This window comes from Spirosoma sp. 48-14 (assembly GCF_001898575.1).
Lineage (GTDB): Bacteria > Bacteroidota > Bacteroidia > Cytophagales > Spirosomataceae > Spirosoma.
Genome location: NZ_MKUD01000009.1, coordinates 79,256 through 98,297, shown reverse-complemented (window position 1 = coordinate 98,297; position 19,042 = coordinate 79,256). Strand labels below are relative to the sequence as shown.

At 49.2% G+C, this 19,042-nt stretch carries 18 protein-coding genes; 10 read left to right on the top strand and 8 right to left on the bottom strand.

Features of this window, described 5'->3' with window-relative positions; genetic code table 11:
* Positions 1 to 11: 11 nt before the first annotated feature.
* The 3 genes from BGO59_RS07100 (at position 12) to BGO59_RS07090 (ending at position 4,737) form a co-directional block, all read left to right on the top strand.
* The gene (locus tag BGO59_RS07100) at positions 12 to 1,463 is read left to right on the top strand and encodes a RagB/SusD family nutrient uptake outer membrane protein (protein ID WP_293682634.1); all 1,452 of its coding nucleotides are present in this window, start codon (positions 12 to 14) and stop codon (positions 1,461 to 1,463) included.
* A gap of 231 nt (positions 1,464 to 1,694) precedes the next feature.
* Positions 1,695 to 3,776, top strand: coding sequence for an alpha-galactosidase (locus BGO59_RS07095; RefSeq protein ID WP_293682632.1), 2,082 nt, complete (start codon positions 1,695 to 1,697; stop codon positions 3,774 to 3,776).
* Positions 3,777 to 3,840: 64 nt separating this feature from the next.
* Positions 3,841 to 4,737 carry a LysR family transcriptional regulator gene (locus tag BGO59_RS07090; RefSeq protein ID WP_293682630.1) on the top strand — a complete coding sequence of 299 codons (897 nt, stop codon included), beginning with the start codon at positions 3,841 to 3,843 and terminating at the stop codon, positions 4,735 to 4,737.
* A 26-nt stretch (positions 4,738 to 4,763) separates the two neighbouring features.
* On the opposite strand, the gene BGO59_RS07085 is transcribed toward BGO59_RS07090, so the two are convergent.
* Complete coding sequence (locus BGO59_RS07085; RefSeq protein ID WP_293682628.1) at positions 4,764 to 6,542, bottom strand: DUF6044 family protein; 1,779 nt, start codon at positions 6,540 to 6,542, stop codon at positions 4,764 to 4,766.
* A 131-nt stretch (positions 6,543 to 6,673) separates the two neighbouring features.
* Between BGO59_RS07085 and BGO59_RS07080 the strand changes: the two genes are divergently transcribed.
* Positions 6,674 to 8,206: a M28 family peptidase gene (locus tag BGO59_RS07080; RefSeq protein WP_293682626.1), complete on the top strand. Its 1,533-nt coding sequence runs from the start codon at positions 6,674 to 6,676 to the stop codon at positions 8,204 to 8,206.
* A gap of 122 nt (positions 8,207 to 8,328) precedes the next feature.
* Positions 8,329 to 8,559, top strand: a complete 231-nt coding sequence (locus tag BGO59_RS07075; protein ID WP_293682624.1) for a DUF4834 domain-containing protein — start codon at positions 8,329 to 8,331, stop codon at positions 8,557 to 8,559.
* A 91-nt stretch (positions 8,560 to 8,650) separates the two neighbouring features.
* Here BGO59_RS07075 and BGO59_RS07070 read toward each other — a convergent pair whose 3' ends face one another.
* The 7 genes from BGO59_RS07070 to BGO59_RS07040 all read right to left on the bottom strand — a co-directional run bounded on the left by BGO59_RS07070 (position 8,651) and on the right by BGO59_RS07040 (position 15,742).
* Positions 8,651 to 9,454: a LytTR family DNA-binding domain-containing protein gene (locus BGO59_RS07070; protein WP_293682622.1), complete on the bottom strand. Its 804-nt coding sequence runs from the start codon at positions 9,452 to 9,454 to the stop codon at positions 8,651 to 8,653.
* A gap of 4 nt (positions 9,455 to 9,458) precedes the next feature.
* Complete coding sequence (locus BGO59_RS07065) at positions 9,459 to 12,482, bottom strand: histidine kinase (RefSeq protein WP_293682620.1); 3,024 nt, start codon at positions 12,480 to 12,482, stop codon at positions 9,459 to 9,461.
* A 147-nt stretch (positions 12,483 to 12,629) separates the two neighbouring features.
* Positions 12,630 to 13,109 carry a DUF6252 family protein gene (locus BGO59_RS07060; protein ID WP_293682618.1) on the bottom strand — a complete coding sequence of 160 codons (480 nt, stop codon included), beginning with the start codon at positions 13,107 to 13,109 and terminating at the stop codon, positions 12,630 to 12,632.
* A 652-nt stretch (positions 13,110 to 13,761) separates the two neighbouring features.
* Positions 13,762 to 14,247, bottom strand: coding sequence for a DsrE family protein (locus BGO59_RS07055; RefSeq protein WP_293682616.1), 486 nt, complete (start codon positions 14,245 to 14,247; stop codon positions 13,762 to 13,764).
* Positions 14,240 to 14,410: a DUF1059 domain-containing protein gene (locus BGO59_RS07050; RefSeq protein ID WP_293682614.1), complete on the bottom strand. Its 171-nt coding sequence runs from the start codon at positions 14,408 to 14,410 to the stop codon at positions 14,240 to 14,242. Before BGO59_RS07050 ends, BGO59_RS07055 begins: the two co-directional genes overlap by 8 nt.
* 325 nt (positions 14,411 to 14,735) lie before the next feature.
* Positions 14,736 to 15,164 carry a hypothetical protein gene (locus BGO59_RS07045; protein ID WP_293682612.1) on the bottom strand — a complete coding sequence of 143 codons (429 nt, stop codon included), beginning with the start codon at positions 15,162 to 15,164 and terminating at the stop codon, positions 14,736 to 14,738.
* Complete coding sequence (locus BGO59_RS07040) at positions 15,161 to 15,742, bottom strand: phosphoribosylglycinamide formyltransferase (protein ID WP_293683129.1); 582 nt, start codon at positions 15,740 to 15,742, stop codon at positions 15,161 to 15,163. The genes BGO59_RS07045 and BGO59_RS07040 overlap by 4 nt, the downstream gene beginning before the upstream one ends.
* 124 nt (positions 15,743 to 15,866) lie before the next feature.
* On the opposite strand from BGO59_RS07040, the gene BGO59_RS07035 reads away from it, so the two are divergent.
* The 5 genes from BGO59_RS07035 to BGO59_RS07015 all read left to right on the top strand — a co-directional run bounded on the left by BGO59_RS07035 (position 15,867) and on the right by BGO59_RS07015 (position 18,919).
* Positions 15,867 to 16,493, top strand: a complete 627-nt coding sequence (locus BGO59_RS07035) for an ATP-binding cassette domain-containing protein (protein ID WP_293682610.1) — start codon at positions 15,867 to 15,869, stop codon at positions 16,491 to 16,493.
* Positions 16,494 to 16,523: 30 nt separating this feature from the next.
* A complete protein-coding gene (locus tag BGO59_RS07030) occupies positions 16,524 to 17,228 on the top strand; it encodes a peptidylprolyl isomerase (protein WP_293682608.1) in 705 nt (234 codons plus the stop codon).
* Between the two features lie 102 nt (positions 17,229 to 17,330).
* The gene (locus tag BGO59_RS07025; RefSeq protein ID WP_293682606.1) at positions 17,331 to 18,248 is read left to right on the top strand and encodes an NAD(P)-dependent oxidoreductase; all 918 of its coding nucleotides are present in this window, start codon (positions 17,331 to 17,333) and stop codon (positions 18,246 to 18,248) included.
* 5 nt (positions 18,249 to 18,253) lie between these two features.
* Positions 18,254 to 18,643 carry a tautomerase family protein gene (locus BGO59_RS07020; protein ID WP_293682604.1) on the top strand — a complete coding sequence of 130 codons (390 nt, stop codon included), beginning with the start codon at positions 18,254 to 18,256 and terminating at the stop codon, positions 18,641 to 18,643.
* Positions 18,644 to 18,646: 3 nt separating this feature from the next.
* Positions 18,647 to 18,919 (top strand): DUF167 domain-containing protein, encoded by a 273-nt coding sequence (locus tag BGO59_RS07015; protein WP_293682602.1) that lies wholly within the window; start codon positions 18,647 to 18,649, stop codon positions 18,917 to 18,919.
* The last annotated feature ends 123 nt before the right edge of the window (positions 18,920 to 19,042 follow it).

Here is a 19,042-nt window from a genome sequence, read left to right as displayed (position 1 = left end):
TGACAAAAACAATGAAAGTATCTAAAATTTATATATCGCTGCTGTTCAGCCTGACGCTCAGCTCATGCAGCAAAGAGTTTCTGGATTTAAAACCCATCTCATCGGCTACATCAGATAATTTTTACAAGACAGCTGATGATTTCAAGAATGCGGTCAATGGGGCATATGCCTCTTTACAATCGGGTGGTATTTTCGGGAATAGCTACGTTTTTGGTGATGTGGCTTCGGATAATACAGTGCCCCCGGCCTCCGGTTCGGTAACGGATCAGGATGAATTTGATCGGTTTTACATCAAAACGACGAACCCATTTATCTCCGGTCGCTGGAACGACAGCTATACCGCCATTGCCCGATACAATACCATTCTGGATAAAATTGGCGGAGTATCGATGGATGAAAACCTGAAGAACCGCTACATCGCTGAAACCAAATTTCTGCGGGCAATGGTCTATTTCAATCTGGTACGTACGTTCGGGGATGTGCCTCTGGTGCTGAAGGCCATTTCTAATCCTGACGAAGGGTATGAGTACGGTCGGTCGCCCAAAGCGGATGTATATGCTCAGATTGAGAAAGATCTGACCGATGCCGAAGGGGTGTTGCCGGTTTCGTATGCCACTGCCGAAGTCGGCCGGGCCACGAAAGGAGCGGCAAAAGCGTTACTGGGCAAAGTGTATCTGACCGAAAAGAAATACGCTCAGGCAGTTGCGAAGCTTAAAGAAGTGATCGATCTGGGTGTATACGATATTCTGCCAAACTATGCCGATGTTTTCAAAGTAAGCAATAAGAACAACAAGGAATCGGTGTTCGATGTGCAGTACAAATCGGGTGGGGCTGGCGAAGGAAACTCCTGGCCAAATTCGTTCGCACCCGAAAACTCAGGCAATGCCGTGATTGCATTTGGTGGTGGCGGCAACAACCAGCCCACAGCCGATCTGATCAATGCCTATGAATCGGGCGATAAGCGTAAAGACGTCTCGCTGGCAACCTCATACGTAAATGCCAGCGGGCAAACCATTCCGTACAACTTTGTGAAGAAGTACTATGACACGCCAGCCACTAATGGCGATAACGGCAACAACATTCCTGTGATCCGCTATGCCGATGTGTTGCTCATGTATGCAGAAAGCCTGAACGAAGTGGGCTATCAGTCCAATGGCGACGCATTTGCGTACCTGAACAAAATTCGTAACCGGGCAGGGCTGGCCAGCAAAACGGCTACGGATATTCCGACTCAGCAGGCATTCCGGCTGGCAATGGAGCAGGAACGTCGGGTCGAATTTGCTTTTGAAGGGCAGCGCTGGTATGATCTTGTCCGTACTGACCGGGCCATTCCGGTTCTGAACAGCAAAAAAGACCAGATACGACTCGTAAATGTGTTAACCGAAAACAATCTGGTCGATCCAATCCCCCAAAGCCAGATCGACATTAACCGATCAAAAATTCAGCAAAATCCGGGGTATTAATCTGTAACGCGGGTGGTAACCCGCGCTATGATACGCCAATCGTGGGTTACCACCCGCGTTACGAAAGGGAGCAGCCATTGCCTGTTCCCTTTTTTGCGTGACTTGCGTGGTGTCGGGTTTAAGAACCCGACACGGTGAGGTTTCTCAAAACCGAATCAAGAAATCTCACCGTAGCATCTGCCACCACGTTGAACAATCAAGATTTCTGAAAACCAATACAATCTATTGCCAATGAGGGGTTTATTTATAGCGATCTTCCTGTTTACCTGCTCTTTTATACCCACCCACGGGCAAACGGACCTATCGTCGTGCCAGGCCATTCGGAAGGGTGATACGCTCATTTTAGGCAACTCACTGATACAGCGTACCTACCTATTTCAGAATGGAAATCTCAGTTCATTCGCCCTTCAGGATAAACGAACCGGGAAGAAATGGGTATTGGCGAACAAAAACGCTGATTTTGCCTTGCCTGCTAAAGTGGGTAATCCGGCCAATGGCAGCTTTACGGTGAAACCCGTTGCCGAAACCAGCCGAACACCTGCCCATCTGGAAGCGCAGGTAGTCGTTTCATTAGGAGATGTATGGGTAAAACGGGTCTTTCGAATCTATCCCAACTGCCCGGCTATTGCCTGCGATTATTACCTGAAAGGGCGCGCTCCTGACTGGCAGCAACAGGTTCAACAAGCCTACGATTTACGTAATCTTGAATCCCTGGCAACCCAAAAAGAGGGCGAGGCCAATGCTGTCGTGCTGGACCGACTCGCCCTTCCCGGACTTCACTGGCGTGGAAAATCGGTGGAATTTTTCGATGCTACCGACCAGAATAACACACTGGTGCAGGAATATACCCGACTAGCGTATCGTCAGGAAGTACGATTGCGGGGTAACCTATTGTTTCTGGACGAAGTAGGAACCGATACGGGGATTTTCTGGCTCAAAGAAGCGCCTGTATCGGGCGTACAGCTCGCTTACCCTGGCTTCGATTTCTCGTTAAAATTCAACGAGATGCGGGCGGCTGGTATTGGTATAGGGCCAACTGACCTACGCGATGATGAATGGGTTCGTGGGTATAGCCTGGTGCTTGGCGTTTGGTTGGGTGGCGAAACGGGGCAACTGACAGCGCTCCGGTCGTATCAACAGAATTTGCGAATACGGCAGCCTAACCGCGATGAGATGATTCTGCTCAATACCTGGGGAGATCGGGGGCAGGATAAGAACATCAACGAAGCGTTTGTGCTACGCGAACTGAAATTAGGTGAAAAATTGGGTATCACTCATTTCCAGCTCGACGATGGCTGGCAGCAAGGGAAAAGTGCCAATTCGGCGTTTCAGGGAGGGAGCTTCAAAGACATCTGGCGCAAACCCAATTACTGGTTACCCGACCCTAAGAAGTTCCCGACGGGTTTTAGCCGGATTATGGAAGCGGGTAAAAAGCGAGGTATTACGCTTTCCACCTGGTTCAATCCGAGTGTCGATAGTAGCTTCAAATACTGGGATCGGGATGCGCAGGTGATGATTGACCAATACCGACACTATGGCATTCGGATGTGGAAGATCGACGGGGTGCGGATTGCCGATAAACAGGCCGAAATCAACTTCCGAAAAATGCTCGATACGGTTATGGCCAGCACAAACGGTGAAGCCGTATTTAACCTGGATGTGACGGCTGGCCGACGGTTTGGGTACCATTATTTTTATGAGTACGGTAATCTGTTTCTGGAAAACCGCTATACCGACTGGGGAAATTATTATCCGCATTTCACCTTGCGCAATTTGTGGATGCTGGCCCGGTATGTGCCGCCCCAGCGCTTGCAGATCGAGTTTTTGAACAAATGGCGTAATCAGGATCGCTATCCCCAGGGCGACTCATTTAGCCCGGCACACTACCCCTTCGATTACTTGTTTGCCATTACCATGCCTGCTCAGCCGTTGGCCTGGATGGAAGCCCGCAATTTGCCACCAGAGGCATTTGCCATTACCGGCCTGATTAATGCCTATAAAAAACAGTGGCGAGCGTGGCATAATGGCCAGCTATTTCCAATTGGTAATGAACCATCGGGTACAAGCTGGACAGGCTTTCAATCCATTTCGGAAAACCAGTCTGTCGGCTATGTATTAGTATTCCGGGAGCAGAATAAAGCGGGTGCTGCCAAAATGAAGCTCATGAACCTGTTACCCGGCACCTATCAGTTTACGCACTTAATGGGTCAGGGAAAAAGCTTCCGGATGGCCGTAGCGGCTGATGGAGCTGTGTCATTTGCATTACCGCAGCAAATGACATTTGGCTTTTATCAATACGAACGGGTTAAGTAAATCGCCGACAAATACGAGCCGACAACTACCTTTGTCCTAACTAATCGTAGTTCTGGACCCCCATATGCTATCCTTCCGCCTGAATGTCTTCTATACCGTGGCCAAACGGCTGAGTTTCACCAAAGCAGCCGCTGAGCTGTATGTTACGCAGCCTGCCGTGACCAAGCACATTCAGGAACTCGAACATCAGTTTGGAACCGCCCTGTTCGACCGGCGCGGGAATCAGATCAGTCTGACAGCCGCCGGAAATATTCTGCTTCGTCATGCCGAAACCATCATGGCTACCTATCGCCAACTGGAGTTCGATATGAACGCGCTCAAAGGGGAGTCGAGAGGGTCGTTGCGGGTAGGGGCCAGCACGACCGTAGCGCAGTATGTGATTCCGCCTGTGCTGGCACGGTTTCATGAACAATCGGCCGATGTAGCCATCTCGCTATTGAGTGGCAATACGGAACAGATTGAACAGCAGTTGCTCAACGACGAAATTGATCTGGGATTGGTGGAAGGCCGAACGCATCATAGCGACATTCGCTATACGCCATTTGTTAAAGATGAGCTGGTCCTGATCTGCCGGGCCGATCACCCGTTAGCCAACCGCGACGAGATTACGCTGGACGAATTACGTGCCGTCCCGATTGTGCTGCGTGAACGAGGCTCCGGTTCGCTTGAAGTAATTGAACATGCGTTGCGGGGAGTTGGTATTCGGTTGTCGGATCTGACTGTGGAAATGCATTTAGGAAGTACGGAAAGCATTAAATCGTATCTCAGTAATTCGCGCTGTATGGCGTTTATTTCCGTTTTCGCCGTTCAGCAGGAATTACAGGCTGGTACGCTAAAAGTGCTTGATGTACAGGGGCTTACTATCGAGAGGGATTTGTATTCCATTCAATTGCAGGGCGTCAGCGAAGGGCTTGCCGATACTTTCATGCGATTCGCCCGCCAGCATTATAAGCGAGGCTAATCTAGGGCAATCCTTACCCGTTTGCCCTAGACTACTTTATACAACCAGATTCGCCAATAGCTTTCCGGTTCATCAAAGACTTTTTTCAGATACAGTCGGTTAGCGGCAGCATTTAAAATCGGTACAGCCGAAATTACGTATTGGCCATTGAGCGACTTTAGTGCATTTGTATCGATCTGTAAATGGCTGACGGACCGATTTTGTGTTTTTCCGAAAAGGTAGTTCATCCCTAATTCAGCGGTGTATAGGTAGGCACGACAGGCGTAGGCATCGTAATAGACGCGCATTTGCCGGGTTCCTTTAGCGAGTTCTGCAGCAATAATTTTGCGGAATGCGTGCTTGTAGGGCAGGGGATAATTGTTCTGGTAACTATCAAGCGTGTAAAAGCCGTTGAACTGCGCAACGGACGGATGCATACCCAGACAGATGACCCGGTAGTTCGACGGTCGTTGACCAATGTAATTACGAATCTGAGCAAATTGCTTTTCGGCAAAAAAGGCCCGGAATGATGGGTATTGCGCTTCGGTAATCAGCCCAACCGACTTGCCGACATTAATGCGCCATTCTTTATTCGCAATAAGCATTAGCGCGAGTTGTAAGGCCAGAAACAATGAAACCACGTTCGATGGCTGACTGTTGCTGCCTGCCCCTCGCTCCCCTCGCCCATCCCCAAACTCCCGCAACGCCATAGCAAACAGAATAAACCAGAGTGTCGGAAGCAGAAAATAGAAACGATCAAACTGAAACACGCGAAATTTGAGACCTAGATCACTATCGCCCAGCGCAACGACGAGATAGTGGTAAAAGCCATGAATCAGACAAATAAGAGCCGCCAGCATTGGCAACCCGACCAGCCACCTGACCGACGTGTAACGTTCTCGTGAAAAGGCTTTCCAGGCACTCAATCCAGCTACTAGTAGAATACCCAGTGTAAAAAATGCACCCGTATTAAACATCGGCCAAACAAATAAATCCGCACTCCGGCGCAAACTATCCGCTACCTGCATCGAACGTAGCTGGCTATAGTCGAATTCAACGCGTTGGGAGATATACGTTTGATGGACAAAGCCATAAATCAGTTCCCACTCGCTGGCCAGGTAGAGCAGGGAAAGCGTGAGTAATCCATTCAGATACGGTCGGTTCAGTTGCCGGTTTCTGAGCATACTGACCAGTCCCAATACCCCTAAGGCAACACAGATAAACAGGCCCGACCAGACGAAGAACGAATAGAATGGAAATAAAATGATAATGGCCCAATCGGTCCAGCGAACCCGATTCGTCAATAGATTCAGAAAAGCAAACAACAGTAATGGCTGGCCCGTCACCGACACACCGTGAACGATGTAGCAGGGAACCAGAGCAAACAGAAAGGCAATAGCTACTCGGGTAAACGCCCAGACCGATTCGGGTAACATGTATCGACGCAGCAATAGATACATACCCCAGAAGCCAATGCCATGCACAGCCGCAAAATTGATAACCTGAGCTGCGTAAGGCGGAAACAACCAGAACGACAGTACTTCAACATTTAGACCTGTCCGAAATGCTGAGCGTGGTATACCCCGGAATGGCCCACCACTCATCATATTTGGAATGACGGTGTCCAGATCAAAATCGAAGGCGGTACGGGTGAATTTAAGCAGGTATAGGTACAGAAAATCACTGTCCAGATTATCGTGAATGGTTAGGTGGGCGCCTTCGCCGAGCCAGATGTATGGGAAAACATACAACCCGAACAACCCTATGGCAATGAACAGATATGTTCTTTCGGAAATAAAATAACTCGTTTTGGTAGAAGAGGGCATAAGCAACACAACCTGATAGATTTTCGGAATCTACTAGCTGTAAGGGGACGAAAATACTGAAATTTGATGAGATGGAAGGACTGCCGGTGGGCATCGGGCTTTTTCGTACTTTTATCCCAAATTCAATCATCATGCAAACAACTATCCGAGTAACCCTGTGGATGAGCCTACTGCTAACGGCATTGGGGGCTCATGCGCAAAGCCGACCTGCTAAAGTTGGCAAATCAACCCTTCCTGAAGCGTTACTCTCCCGAACTGAAGTTGAGGTACATACGCGATTTCTGGCATCTGATGAGTTGCAGGGCCGTCGGACGGGCGAGCCGGGCAACCGAACAGCCGCCCGATACATTGCCGAGCAGTTTCGTCTGCTAGGACTCAAACCTGCGGCCACGACCGATAATCAGCCGGACTATCTTCAGCATATCAATCTTGAAAAAGCAAAAACGGCTACCTCTGCCACACTCCTGATCGGAAAAGATACGCTTCAGCTGGGGAAGCAATTGATTGTGATGTCGGGCGACCCAACCAATCTGTCGGGCGAGGTAATCTATGTCGGTTATGGCCTCACTGATGGCGAAGATGGCTATAAGGGGCGGGATGTAAAAGGTCGGATTGTGGTGGCACAGGGTGGTTCGCCCGACGCTAAAAGCCCTGGCGACATTATTCGGGCTGCTGCTGAAAAACGGAAAATGGCAACCCAAAAAGGCGTGGCTGCTCTGATTGAACTGTACAGTGAAGCTACTCCCTGGGGGTTTGTGAGCCAGTATTTCAGCCGCGACCAGTTGACCATCGCCACCTCCACCGACGGCAAAGCGCCCATAACCCACCTTTGGGTCAACAACGCCAACAACCAGTACAAGCAGTTGAAAGAAGCAGGTCAAACCGTTACCTTGCGAACCTCCGGCCGCCCACACCTGACCACGTCCTCAGCCAATGTTGCCGGAATTATTGAAGGCACCGATCCAAAGCTGAAAAATGAATACGTCATTTTATCGGCCCACTTTGATCACATTGGGGTTGGGGCACAGGGTGGAAGCGCGTATCAGCCTACCGATAGTATCTTCAACGGGGCTCGTGACAATGCCATTGGTGCCGTAGCCTTACTTGAATCGGCCAAAGCGTTGATACAACAGCGGCCCAAGCGTTCTGTACTGGTGCTGGCGCTTACGGGCGAAGAAGTTGGTTTTCTGGGTAGCCGCTATTACGCCGAGCATCCCTTAGTGCCGCTAAAACAAACCATATTCGACCTGAATTCGGACGGAGCCGGGTATAACGATACCACCGTGGTATCGGTTATTGGTCTGGAACGGACTGGGGCAAAAGCCGAAATCGAAGCTGGCGCTAAAGCGTTTGGACTGAGCGTTTTTGCCGAACCTGCTCCTGAGCAGGGCTTATTCGACCGATCAGATAATGTTCAGTTTGCGGCAAAGGGTATCCCAGCCCCCACATTCTCAGCCGGTTTCAAGGCGTTCGATGCCGCTATTGGTAAATACTATCATCAGGCCATTGATAACCCCGAATCGCTGGACTTTAATTATGTGCTTCGCTTTTGTCAGGCCTATGCGCACGCAGCCCGGCTGATTGCCGACCGGCCTACGCGCCCCCAATGGTCGGCGGGCGATAAGTACGAAGCAGCCGGAAAAGCCTTGTACGGACAACAGTAGAGTTCTACCAATCACGCTTTTATCAACGTAGCGGACCGAATAACCTGGATTGAAACCGTTTGACGGGATAGAAAACTAAATGACTGACCGCTACGTTTATAAGGTAATAACGATACCCTGATATGCTACTTAAATATCTCTTCATTATCACGCTGATTATTCTGTTCGTTCCTCCAGTACGCCGATTTGTTTTTTATCTTTTGGTTGGTCGTCAACTGGTTAAGGAGCAAAAGAGGCAGGGTGATGTTCGCGGAGCCCGTCGGGAAGGCGACATTCGTGTGGATAACCGGCCGCAAGAAAACGGCTCCCGCTTTAAAGGGGGCGACTATGTTGACTATGAAGAGGTCAAATAAAAGATCAAAACCAATAAAAAAGTCCGCTAGGCTCTAACCTAGCGGACTTTTTTATTGTAGCATGCTTTTTTCGGCTATACGCTAATGGCCATTAACCAATTTTGCCCGAATTGACGTAAAAGTCTGACAGAAGGGCCAGAAATTCTTCCTTGCGCCGACGCGACACTTCTACTTCTGAGTTATCGCTCAACCAGACCTGACCACCATCGCCTTTTACGTATCGCTTGATGTGTTCGAGGTTAACGATGTTCGATTGGTGGACCCGGAAGAAATAATAGTTGTCCAGAATCTCTTCGTACTCCTTCAGCAAGCGCGAAACCACAATAGGTTTTCCGCTAATGAGGTGAAACTTGGTGTATGAACCCAGTGATTCACACTGGATGATGTCGGTCATTTGTATGAAGTGTATGCCTTCGGCCGTGGGTAGGGCAATGCGCTGGTTGGCATTTGAGTTCCGTTGCTTCAGACCGTGGGGCCGGGGTTCGTCAATATGCTCCTGCAGGATGCTCAGTTGCTGCGGGCTAACAGCGGACAACTGCGTTTTACACTTCTGAACAGCGGCCTGTAACTCCTCAGGGTCGATGGGTTTTAGCAGGTAGTCGATCGCACTGAACCGAAACGCCCGAATAGCATACTCCTGATAGGCCGTGGTGAAAATAACCCCAAAATCGGCTTTTTCTACACTCGACAACAGGTCGAAGCCAGTTTTGCCAGGCATCTGGATGTCGAGGAAAACCAGATTGGGATGCTGTTTCCGAATGAGTTCAAGTCCCGTATCGACATTCTTGGCTTCGCCACAAATCTCCACTTCAGGGCATAGCAGCTGGAGTAAGCTGATAATTGCCTGTCGGGCATTGGTTTCGTCGTCGATAACGACAGCGCGGAGTGCTTCCATGAGTTCAAGAGTTTTCGAGAGGAATAAGCATGTTAATACGGGTACCTATGGGCTGCCCTTCGGTATCCACCAGGTCAATCACTTCCAGGCGGGCATCGCTGTCTTTCCGGCGCAGGGAATCAAAAATACCCCTGGTCATCTCCTGTCCCCGCGAAATATGTCCCTCGGTTCGGGGAGCAAACTGCCGACCCACGCCATTGTCTTCAATCTGGCAAACAATATGGTCGTTTTCTGTGCGGGCAGAGATAGTAAGCTTCTTGAACCCTTCTTTGGGCATAAGACCGTGCCAGATGGCGTTCTCCACATAGGGTTGGAGTAACATAGGCGGTAAGAGGGCATCCATCAGGGTTTCATCGTCCTGATCGATGCAGAATTCGTACTGAAACTCGTGGTTAAAACGAAATGACTCGATCTCCACGTACATCTTTAGGGTTTCGATGATCTGCTCGAAGCGCAGGTACTGGTGATTGGAGTTCTCCATAATGCGCCGAACGAGTTTGGAGAATTTGGAGAGGTACCTGGCTCCTTCAATGCCCTGATTAGTAAGCAGGTAATGCTGAACCGAATTAAGCGAATTGAATAGGAAGTGGGGGTTCATCTGCGACTGGAGCGCCTTTAGCTTCAATTCGGTAATCTCAAGATCGAGCTTGTTTCGTTCACCGAGGGTATCAACCCGCCAGCGCATCAACCCGACCACAATGCCACTGAGAAGCAGTCCCAGCAAGCTTCTGAACCACCAGGTTTCTGAAAAATGGGGATTCACCGTAAACCTGACCATCAATGGTTTTGCGGACCAGATACCGGCCGCGTTACCACTTTTGAGCGCTAATTGGTACGTAGCAGGGGGCAGATTCGTGAACGACAAGGTATGCCGATCGCCCAGATCAACCCAGGCCGTATCGACCCCGTCGAGTTTGTATCGGTACTGATTTTTAGAGTCCGGTTCGTAGTTCAGGGCCGAGAAATTCAGCGTGATAGCGTTTTCGTCAGGTTGTAAACTAATTTCCTTTGATAAGTCCTGGTGCAGGGGCTTGCCTTTCACTTCTACGGAGCTGATTACGATATGGGGCACCGTCATCTGCCGGTCAATCTGCACCATGTTTAGTCGGTTCAGCACGTTCGTATGGCCTAGCAGGAGTTCGTTGGCTGGGCGGTTATAATAGAACCCAACGGGCGCGTTGCTATAGAGTCCTTCAATGGTGGTCAGGTACCGAATGGAGCGATTCTGAGGGTTGGCAATGTGAACACCTTCGTTTGTACTGAACCAGAGTTTATGATCAGGCGCTTCGGCAATGTTGGCGCAATAGGTATCCATCAGCGCGTCGGTCTGGAACTCGAAGGATGTCAGAATTTTACCCGTCGATGAAACTTTGGAGACCCCACCCCAACTGGCAATAAGAATTGACCCATCGGGCGTTTGCTGCATACCATTGACGCAGTCGCCCCCCAATATTTTGGTCTTGTCACCTGCTATCTGTTCAATATTGATGAATTTCGCCCGCTTTTCGTCAAAATGAAACAAAGCCCGTGTGCAGGTAGCAATCCAGATGCGCCCGTCGATGCCTTCCGTAATCCCCTTCATGTAGGTAAAATGGGTTAACTGACGGGTTTCCTTGTCCGACCAGAGTTTAATTTCTGACCCGGTTTTCGGATCAATGACGCGTGGCCCCTCGTTAAGATTCAGAATCCATAGCCGCCCCTTCCGGTCGAGCAGGCCATCACGGAAGTCGAGGCTTTTAAATAATCGAGTGGCGGGTTCCCAGGCCGAGAAATGACGCATTGACGGATCGCCTACAAATACGCCCTTCTCTGTAAACGCAAACGGACGCCCCATGATCCACCGAAGTTGTTGCGTATAGGTCTGCATTGGATACGGTACACGCCGAAACCGATTCGTAGCCGGATTCCAGTGCAACGCCCCCGAACGCGACAATCCCAGCAGATACGAACCTCCTGGTACGGGCAGAATACTGGTAATCTGCACAGGTAGGCGGACTACGTCTGGCGGAATGGCAACGGTGCGGATACCCGCATTCCGGTATCGATATTTGTAGATTCCTTCGCGGGTGCCGATCCAGAGAATACCGTTGGCTCGGTCGTCATGCATGTCTTTTACCTGAACACCTGTATTCGAGAATGTCGGCAGATTGTACAGTGCATTTCGGTCGGGGTAAAAAACACTAATCCCATCGTCGGTGCCTACAAACAGCATTTTTCGTCCATTCTCGTTCTGCGACTCCTGCGCACAGGTTACGTTGGTGTACTCAAACCCGGTCTTCCAGATTCGGAAAGTGCCCTTGTCGGGCGAGAACCAGACCAACCCGTATTCGTAGCCTCCTAGCCAGAGGTTTCCGGCTGCATCAACCGAGGCCCGGCACAGTCGAATTGGGATTCGGTTCTGGAGTTGGGTAGCTTCAGGTCCGAGTACACAGATGAGCCGATCGTGCGATCGGTCATACTGGTACAGCCCAATCTCTGAGACAATCCACAGTCGTTTCTGATTATCTTCTAAAAAACTGGCGTATTGATATACGTCGCCACCCGAAACTGTTCTGGAGAATGTATACCGATGAAGCTTGCCGGTGGCTGGGTTATACCGTTTGACCGACGAGTAGTCGCACACCCACACCTGATCGTGGCTATCGACTAAGCTCTGCTCGTGGAGATCATTAGTGGGGTCTGTGTCATCATAATTGTTGGTAACGACGGTGGTCATGGCCAGCGTTTTCGTGTCGATTTTGCACAGGCCTTTCGTATCATTGGACGTATAGAGATTGCCTTTAGAGTCGGAAGAAATACCCGAACAGTAGCCTAGTTTAAGGCTATCTAACCGTAGAAAGTCGTAGCCATCGTATCGGCAGATATTGCGCCCCGTTCCAATCCATAGAAACCCCTGCCGATCCTTGTGCAAACACCAGACATCATTGGAAGGTAACCCTTCGCGGATGGTCAGGTGTTCGAGTTTCAGGTTAGGCGGTTGAGCCTGAGCAACTCTTAGTACGAACAGCAGGAGCAGAACGGAACGCATTGAGTAAGCGGGTTCTTTTGTAGAGAAACGGGAATCCCGCAGAGCTACTTAGCAGTCCTACGGGATTGACTTTCAGGCCTTCAGCAAGGTAATAACGAGCCGATTAGTGGGCAAGCGTCGGGCCAACTTTATACGGTGACTACTACGTTATTCCCGAATGGTGACGTTAAAAGTGCCCTCGGTGAGTGTCCGCTTCTTAAGGCCAGTTGCGTCAACGGCCGTAAAACTGAACGTACCAACAAGATTAGTGGCGGTCTTTTTGGTAATTGTGATCGTGCCCGATCCGCCATTGATGGTCGAAAAGTCTTCTTTATTGTAGGTGAGCATGCCAAAGTTAACATTATCAATTGGGTGAGTACCTTCGCCAGCTGTTGCGGGTAGCGCCATCGCCACTACATCACTAGTTTTACTGTCGAGACCATAAATGGCGTAATAGGCGTTTTTACCTGGCATGGTAGCCAGTGCGTATGAAAAATCGGGGTTATAGTCGCTACCGTCGATTTTAACCCGGAATCCAGCGGCAGTCGTTGCAGAGCCATTGGTGGGGGATACATCTTCTGTTTTTTTGCTGCAAGAACTGAACAGGACACCGAAAGCGAACAGGATAAATAGGGAAGAGATTTTCATGATTGAACGAAGAATTTGGAAGTTGATTAAGAACAGGCTGTCGCAATGGGCTAGCTAGTGTACCGTTGCGGCCTGTTGATGAGTCAAAGGTATAGCGCCCGGAAGGGGGCTATGAGCAAGAATCGATAGCTGGTGGGTTTAGCTTCAGAAGCGGTGGTGCGTACTAGATATCTGGTGGCATAGACAGTTGCTGGCCAGTAAAGTCAACAAAAAGCCCCAGCCGGTCAGACTGGGGGTTCATTAGTACATACCTGGCTGTTTGTTGTCTCTACAGAAATATGGCGAGTAGGATAATCAGGGTGATAATTACCAGGAAGATCCAGTCGAACTTTTTGTCGAAAAATCGCAATAGGCCTTTTGGGCCGCTTTTTCGTACGTAACTTCCTCCTCTTCCCATCTAGCTATTGTTTACGTTAGACTAATCAATGGTTGTAAATGTTCCCTTTTCATACATAGAGTTAGGAACTAGTTTGTGAGTGGAAGGCCTCGGTTGATAGGTGGGGAAATGGTGTTGATAAATGGCAGATTTAGGAAAGCCACTACTTATACTGACTACCTGCTCAGCAGTTTTGAACAGACAACCGCTTTCTAAGGTAAGTCGTGACTATATCTGGGAAAACGTGTCTTTGGGAGGGCGGAATTCATCGAAAGCTCAATACGTAAATATCCGGTCACTATCGGTGGCGAGCCGGACCAGAACCGTCGGTAAGGCAAACTCCGCTGGCTTACCGGCAATGTCGACGTCAGTTAATCCCCTGGCTTTGGACGAATTGCCAGATAAATAAAAATGACCGCCGGTTTTCACAATGGCTTCATAATGATCACGCAGTTTGCCTGTGCCAAGTCCTACTACTTTATCTATCTCACTTTCTTTCAGCAACGTAACTGCATCGCCCGCTAAAAACAATCTGACGGTATGCCCTTCTTCCAAAGCCGTTCTGGCAACCAGAAAAGCCATTGCAGCCCGAGTTGGGTCGGCCGGGCCATGGGTAACATGGATCAGAAATTTCAGTTTCGGTGAGTTTGTCGTACTGGTGGTCATTGGCTGAGCCTGTAAAGACGCCCAACCTAAACAGGTCCATACAGCGATGAGCAGAAATCGTTTCCAGTTCATTAGGGACACGAAAAGATTATTCATCGTGAATGAGCGATTTGATCTGTTCAGCCATCTCAGGCGTAACGGTAACACCATGGGCAGCCTTAGCATGTTGGGCTGCCTGCTGTAGTACTTCCTCTTCGGAGCCTGCTTTCACTACTGCTTCGCAATCGAATCCTACATCTTTACAGGATAAGGTTTTCATTTTCTGAAACGTTTTAAGGTTTGTGTTTGGGTGACTGGCGAAAGTTACCGCCGACAGCAAGCGTTAAGGTTCAGACTATATAGTTGGCAGGTTGTAGTTTATATACGGGGCTAACGGCCACAAAACTGGCAGGTTTTACCTTTGATAGGAAAGCTAGTGAAGCTAGTGGATTAATCGACGAATTACCCGCTGAGCCATGATAAAGCTCTTTGGGGCGCTTTTCGAGAAAAACAAAGTCGAGTGTACCCTACAAGCGGTTTTAGAACAAGACCACTGGAACGGTTACACTTAGGAGTGAGTAAGAGCCATTAATCGAAGTAAGGAGCTATTTAGCGGTGGTTTCCTCTTCTTTCTTGTATTTCACGGCCAGTCCCGTCATAATGTAGCCGTTGTCGGTCACCGACGTGTAGTACGTGTATTTGACAGCTACCAAGGCATCGGCGCCGATATTCTTGGCCTGCATAGTTAGTCGGGCCAGCATTAGTTCTTTTTGCTGCATATCGTTTCCCCGGCTCAGCATCCGTTTGTTGCGTTCGTCAAGCTGCCTGGCCGAGAGTTGCACTTCCCCTTTGACTTCTAAATCCTGTAACGGGTCGAAAGGACGGGAAGGCCGCTGATTGTCGTAGAATACCTCAACCGGGTAATGCGTCTTATTCTGAAGATAAAGGACTGGTCGGAAGCAACTGGTCAGTATGGCTGAAACAACCAGTACCCCAGCTAGCCCAATGGCTTTATGTTTTGTAAAAATAGTCATCTCGTCAACACGTCTTCTACCACTTTTGGATAATGCAGATGTTCCAATACCTGAACTTTTTTGGCTACGTCTTCGGGCGTATCAGTCGGTGAAACCGGGCAGCTGGCCTGGAAAATGATCTGTCCTTCGTCGTAATGTTCGTTTACATAATGAATCGTGATCCCCGACTCTGTTTCATTGGCTGCTACTACTGCTTCGTGAACAAAGTGACCATACATGCCTTTCCCCCCAAATTTAGGTAATAATGCTGGGTGAATGTTAATGATTTTATTCGGAAATGCCTGCACCAATTTGCTGGGCATCAGCCACATAAAACCGGCTAATACGATTAAATCAATGTGCTGATTGAGCAACAGTTGGGTAATTCGGTCGGTATCATAAAATGTTTGTCGGTCGAAGAGCAAAACCGGGATGTGCAGCCGTCTTCCGAATCCACGGCGGGCCCGGTCAATAACCCCCGCTTTTGGGTTATTCGAGGCAATCAATGAAATCTCAACGCTGGTATCATCAGCAAAATAGGCAGCGATTTTCTCGGCATTCGAGCCAGATCCAGAAGCAAACAGAGCGATTCGTTTCAAATGTAGAATGTAGAATGGATAATAAATAATGCCTAACTGGGGAGTAAAATTATTCATTGTTCATCATCCATTCTATATTATTCTCATTGCCTGCCTATTTTTGTGTGTATTAGCTTCTGTTTCTATGCTGGCGACCAACCAACTTTCGTTTGCGTACAACCCCACAAAGCAGTTTACATTTCCCGATGTGTACTGCGCCAACCGGGAAGCACTCCTGATTCTGGGTCGGTCAGGAACGGGTAAAACAACATTCCTGCACTTGCTGGCCTTGTTGCTCAAGCCCAAAAGTGGTTCGGTTACCATCGACGAAACAGACCTGACAAAATTGAGTGTAGCCGAAACAGCCGCTTTTCGGGCCAAACACGTGGGTATCGTTTTTCAGAAACCTCACTTTGTCAGTTCGCTTTCGGTGCTTGATAACCTGTTGCTGGCTAATTATTTAGCAGATAAACCGCAGGATAAAGTGCGGGCAAAGGAACTGGCAGGCCAATTAGGATTCGGTGATCATCTGGACAAAAAAACGCATCAGCTAAGTCAGGGCGAACAGCAACGGGTGAGTATAGCACGGGCCGTTATGAATCAGCCGGGGGTTATTCTGGCCGATGAGCCAACGTCGAGCCTTGACGATGAAAATACAGAGCGTGTTGTGCAACTCCTGCGTGAGCAGTCGGAGCAGATAGGGGCCAGCCTCATTGTGGTTACCCACGACCAGCGTTTGAAAGATGCCTTTCAGAATCGCGTAGCTTTGTAATTATTTCTCGATTCTGATCGGCAACGAACCATGCGTATTTATCTCGTTCTCTTTTTATTAATTCCAACCACGCTTCTGGCCCAGAACCGGAAGAAAAAAGACTATCTGGTTACGTTGACAACAGCCTACGGCCCTATGCGGCTCGTTCTGTACGATCAGACACCTAAGCACAAGGAAAATTTTATCAAACTGGTCGATCAGAAATTTTACGATAGTCTGTTGTTTCATCGCATTATTCCTCTGTTCATGATTCAGGGGGGGGACCCAAACTCCCGTAAGGCAAAAGCTGGCGATCCTCTTGGAAGTGGTAGCATTGGCGAACGGATACCGGCCGAGTTTGTGCCCACACTCTTCCATAAGAAAGGGGCCTTAGCGGCTGCTCGCGATAATAATCCCGAAAAAGCGTCGAGTGCCTGCCAGTTTTACGTTGTACAAGGTCGGGTTTGGGATGATGCCACGTTGCAAAAGCAGGTCGAACGAATCCAGGCTATGAAAGGGCATGTACCGACTGATGAGCAGAAACAGGTATATAAAACCATTGGGGGTGCTCCGCATCTGGATGGCAACTACACCGTTTTTGGCGAGGTAATTGATGGGCTGGCCATTGTGGACAGCATTGCCAAACAACCCCGCGACGAAATGGACCGACCCGTTAAAGACGTTCGCATGACCATGACGGGCGATTGGGTCAAGAAAAAGAAGATTACAAAGCAGTTCGGATACAAATACCTGTAGAGACGCGATACCTCGTGTCTCCTAACCGGAGACTTTACCAACCGGATGGTTTATAGCTGACGCACTTGAGACGCCAGGTATGGCGTCTCTACCTATCAGATTATGAAAAAAATTCTTATCACTGGGGCCAATGGCCTGTTGGGGCAAAAACTGGTTGACTTGTTGACCAAACAGCCAAACATTGAATTAATTGCCACCGCCCGGGGCGATAATCGGTTGCCTTATGCCGATGGATATATATACCGATCAATGGACATTACCGATCGGCAGCAGGTATTGGATACCATTGGCGAGGTAAAACCCGATGTAGTTATCCACGGGGCCGCCATGACCGATGTGGATAAGTGCGAAGTACAGAAAGATGCGTGCTGGGCGCAGAATGTTCATGCGGTTGAATACATCGTTGAAGCCTGCCAGGCTACCAATGCCTTTCTGGTGCACGTGTCTACCGATTTCATATTCGACGGCACGGCGGGCCCTTACGACGAAACGGCCGAAGCTAATCCCATCAGTTTTTATGGCTGGAGCAAACAGGCTGGCGAATCAGTCGTTAAACATGCGAACCGGGCCGATGCGCCCTTGCGCTGGGCTATTGCCCGTACAGTACTCGTGTATGGCATTGCCCACGATATGAGCCGCAGCAACATCATTTTGTGGGTCAAAAAATCGCTGGAAGACGGTAAGAACATTAAAGTCGTCACCGACCAGTGGCGGAGTCCAACCCTGGCCGAAGATTTGGCGATGGGCTGCTATCTGATTGCCGATAAAGAAGCTGAAGGCATTTTCAATATATCGGGGAAAGAAGTTTTGACCCCGTATGACATGGCAATCAAAACCGCCGATTATTTCGGTCTCGATAAATCACTGATTGCGCAGGCCGATGCATCCACGTTCACGCAGGTAGCGCGTCGGCCACCGCGTACCGGATTTATTCTGGATAAAGCCAGAACCGTATTAGGTTACGATCCGCATAGTTTTGAAGAAGGCATTGCTGTGCTGGCCAGTCAGCTCAAGCCGTAGCAAACATGAGTCAGGTAAAGATTTACGGTGTGCGTGAACACCTGCTGCCCATTCGGGAAGTGCTTTCCGATACCATTCATGCGTGTGTGGTCGAAGCGCTCCAGTTTCCGGAAAACAAACGGGCGCACCGCTTTTTCTATCTTGATAAGGACGATTTCTTTCGACCGGCTACCGCATCAGAACGATATATCATTCTGGAGTTTATGATGATTGAAGGCCGCACGGTCGATACGAAGAAAAGGCTGATCCGTTTGCTCTATGAACGTGTCTGTACTCAGCTAAATTTGCCCCTTACCGACCTCGAAATCTGTATTCTGGAAAGTCCGGCGCATAACTGGGGGTTCCGAGGCATGACGGGCGATGAAATTACGCTGAATTATAAAGTCAACGTCTGATTCATGCCTGTTACGCTACATCTGAAAGTAAAACCCGGCAGTAAAGTAGACCAGTTATTCTATGATGCCGCCGGGATGCTTAACGCCAAGATTAAAGCTCCAGCGCAGGATGGGAAAGCCAATGCGTATCTGACCGAATTTTTGGCTAAACAAATCGGTGTTGCCAAGTCCAATGTGACGATTGTGGCTGGTTTTACCAATCCGCACAAACGGATCGAGCTAGACGTTGATCAAGAGACATACGACCGTTTTCTGACCAGGCTAAAGTCAGAATAGATAAGTCTTGCGTTGGTTCAGGCACTACGCCATTCAAAGACAACTCATATTGGGTTGTCTTTTTTGTTGTTAATTATTCATTGATTTATCAATTAGCCGTATCTTTAGCTAGTCAACTGCCCA